Here is a 3,015-nt window from a genome sequence, read left to right as displayed (position 1 = left end):
GAGGAGGAGTGAGTTTATTATAAATTTTGTATTTCAGTACGAGACATTTCTTGAATTGAAGCTAACGGCTCGTGTATGCGGCGGTGCGACCTTTTGGGAGCACTGAACGACATACACATTGTTAGCTACAGTTTATTTTACAAAGTACATTTCCATTTCTCCTTTTCCCTTAGCATGAATTTCCCCTCTGTATTCGCAATCGATGTCATTTTTGACAAGTTGATAAGTCGGTCCTGAAATATTTATTTTGCCAGGTTCTCCTGATGACTCCATCCTACTTGCCGTATTAATTGTATCTCCAAAAAGATCATATCTGAATTTTTTCTTTCCTACTACTCCAGCCACAATAGGTCCGGAATGTATCCCAACTCTCATTCTCCACTTTATTTCATGTTTTCGATTCCTTTCCTCAAGGTAGTATAGCATTTGTTGTGCGGCTTTAATGCAATTAATAGCATGTTCAGCTACCCCATCTCCAAGGCCAGATGCAGCGACATATGCATCACCAATTGTTTCAATTTTTTCAACTCCCGCCTCCTCAACGATTTCATCGAACCTTCCAAAAATGTCATTGAGCTCATTAACTAAAGTGATTTCTGAAATGGATGCTACTAACTCCGTAAAACCTTTGAAGTCAGTAAATAGTATAGTCACATTCTTGTGCCTTTGGGGAATTGTTCTACCGGTTTCTTTTAGATCCTTCGCTACATTTACCGGTAGAATATTATGCAGTAGATCATCTGATTTTTTCTGTTCAGCCATTAAGGATTCCTCTGATCTATCAATTAGAACAGACAAACTCCATATAAGTGCGAGACAAATGAATCCAGTTATACTGATATTGACTACTTGTGATAAATAGGGATCTACTTCATCATAATGAGCACTAATATTTGATTGAAGTAATACAGTAGCAATCAACGTCAAACAAGCCAGTATACTAAAACCATGAGCTAATTTTCTTGCCTTTCGGGGAAAAGTCATGTAGGGTAGGATAATTATTAAGAAACAAATGACCGCAACACCTGACGAATATCCCAACAAATATAGAAATAAGAGAACCGATATATACGATGTAATTGTAAGCCATATGGTAGCCAGTACCCGATTTTTTATCATTATTATATGCCTTACGATCTTGATCCCACCAGCAGTCGATCCGGCCGAACCACCAAGAAACATCAATCCCAAAAATGCATTGCTTCCGTAAATTATTGGGGAGTCAGTGAGATAAATTGAAATTAGCATCCAAATTGCATTAAATATTGCACCTAGAATTGATGCAATATTCGTTACTCGTAGATACCTGATTTCAGTGATAGAAAAGCCTTTATTAGCGCCAATGTCAACCATACTATGTAAGAATCGAAATTCGCTTTTATCATCAATTGACATTTGGTTCTTCTTTTTTTCTTTAGATTATTGATTGCTTGTCTTATCCTGAAATAGGGTTACACAAATGAAGTTAAGAATTTTCCATATTTTCCTTTGTTCTCTTGTAGGTTTTAATTTTGATACCAGGATTAAAGTGGACAAAATTAGGTGTCAGTTTGTGCAGTGATAAATGCCTTCGTTTATTGTTGTAAATGTGGATTGATTGATCAATAACAGCTCTGGCTTCTTTTAGCGAGGCGAAGGCAATATCTATATCAAATTCTCCTTTGAGGATACCATTTACTCTTTCGGCCACTGCATTTTCGTATACGTGTAAATCTTCTGTCATGGAAGGGATCATCCCTTTTTTCTCGATGTATTTAATGTAACTAGGTGTACAGTATTGTATCCCTCGATCTGAATGGTGGAACACTTCATTTTTAAATCTTCGGTTGCGATGAGCCATGAGGATAGCTTTAGTAGCGTCCTTTACTTTCATCGTGTAATTGATGGTCCAGCCCATGATTTTCTTTGAGTAGGCATCTGTAACCAAAAACAAATAGGCAAACTGATCACGGACTCTGATGTAAGTAATGTCATTGACAAACACTTGTTCTGGCCGAGTAAGATTAAGGTCTTTAATGCGGTTTTTATATTTCCAAAAAATATGTTTAGAATCTGTAGTCGTCTTGTATTTTTTCTTAGGTTTGATGGTTAAATCGTTCTTTTTGAGGCATTTATGTACCTTATCACGCCCCATTTTTATGTCTTCGTTTTCTAAAAAAGGCTTAATGTCATCATAGAGTTTGCCGGTACCAACGCGATATTGTTGGTGTCGAACGATTTTAGTTAACTCCAAAACTCGTGCTTCTTCTTTAGCATTTTTAGCAGCTCTACGTTTACGTTTGTAGAAAGCTTGTCTGGATTTAAACCCCAGTGATTGGCAAATAAAATCTATGATTATTTTAGATTTTTTCCTGTCTTGTGCTTCTTTGATGCGGCCAACGACTGAGGTAAGCACTTTTTTCTGATCTGTGTTCCAAACTCTTCATCTGCTATATCTATAGCGAGATTAAGGACGATTTTAGCATTTTCCAGTTCTTCAATTCTGGCTTCGAGTTCTTTGATTTTTTCTTCCGGTGATTGTTTCATACCATAGTTTTTTTCTGTACGGTAATTTAACAAACCAAATTTAGATAACCAATAATTAATGGATTGACGAGATCTAATTCCATAGCGAAGCATAGCTTCTTCTTTGGATAAAATGCCTTTTAAAATGTCATTAACAATTTTTCTTTTCAGGGCGTAAGAGTACTTGTTGTAAGTTCTCTTTTTCTTCGAATTTGTGGAGATTTTTTTGTTCGACTTTTTCATTGAGTTACAGTTTTTTAAGTGATTTACTGTAACCCTATTTCAGTACGAGACATGTTTTTAATTACTGCCAACGGTCGGCTATACGCTGTGCCAGCAAATTCGCCGAGTGTGTTGGCTTGCAGTGAATTTGCCGTGGGCAAGCTCCGCTGGCATAGACGAATAGCTATTGTTGTCGGTTCGTGTTTTATTTCGCTTAAATTTCAATTTATTCCAAGATCTTAATGAACCATCGCAAGAGCACAGGATCGATCAGGAGAACGCCGCCAA

The 3,015-nt window shown here is 36.8% G+C and carries 3 protein-coding genes; all 3 read right to left on the bottom strand.

Annotated features, from left to right (window positions below):
- Window positions 1-132: 132 nt before the first annotated feature.
- Entirely contained in the window at window positions 133-762 is a 630-nt protein-coding gene (locus Q0X89_RS13040) for an adenylate/guanylate cyclase domain-containing protein (RefSeq protein WP_297694869.1), read from the bottom strand.
- A gap of 703 nt (window positions 763-1,465) precedes the next feature.
- Complete coding sequence (locus tag Q0X89_RS13030; protein ID WP_297694867.1) at window positions 1,466-2,395, bottom strand: IS3 family transposase; 930 nt, start codon at window positions 2,393-2,395, stop codon at window positions 1,466-1,468.
- Window positions 2,335-2,748 carry a hypothetical protein gene (locus Q0X89_RS13025; protein ID WP_297694865.1) on the bottom strand — a complete coding sequence of 138 codons (414 nt, stop codon included), beginning with the start codon at window positions 2,746-2,748 and terminating at the stop codon, window positions 2,335-2,337. Before Q0X89_RS13025 ends, Q0X89_RS13030 begins: the two co-directional genes overlap by 61 nt.
- Window positions 2,749-3,015: the final 267 nt, after the last annotated feature.

This window comes from uncultured Eudoraea sp. (assembly GCF_947258525.1).
Taxonomy (GTDB): Bacteria; Bacteroidota; Bacteroidia; order Flavobacteriales; family Flavobacteriaceae; genus Eudoraea.
Note: the sequence above shows the minus strand (reverse complement) of the source record. Positions and strands in the feature narration are given on the sequence as shown.

Bases quoted from the DNA above. Each gene is read 5' to 3' on its own strand.
- Q0X89_RS13040 (WP_297694869.1), bottom strand. From the start codon at position 762: ATGGCTGAACAGAAAAAATCAGATGATCTACTGCATAATATTCTACCG.
- Q0X89_RS13025 (WP_297694865.1), bottom strand. From the start codon at position 2,748: ATGAAAAAGTCGAACAAAAAAATCTCCACAAATTCGAAGAAAAAGAGA.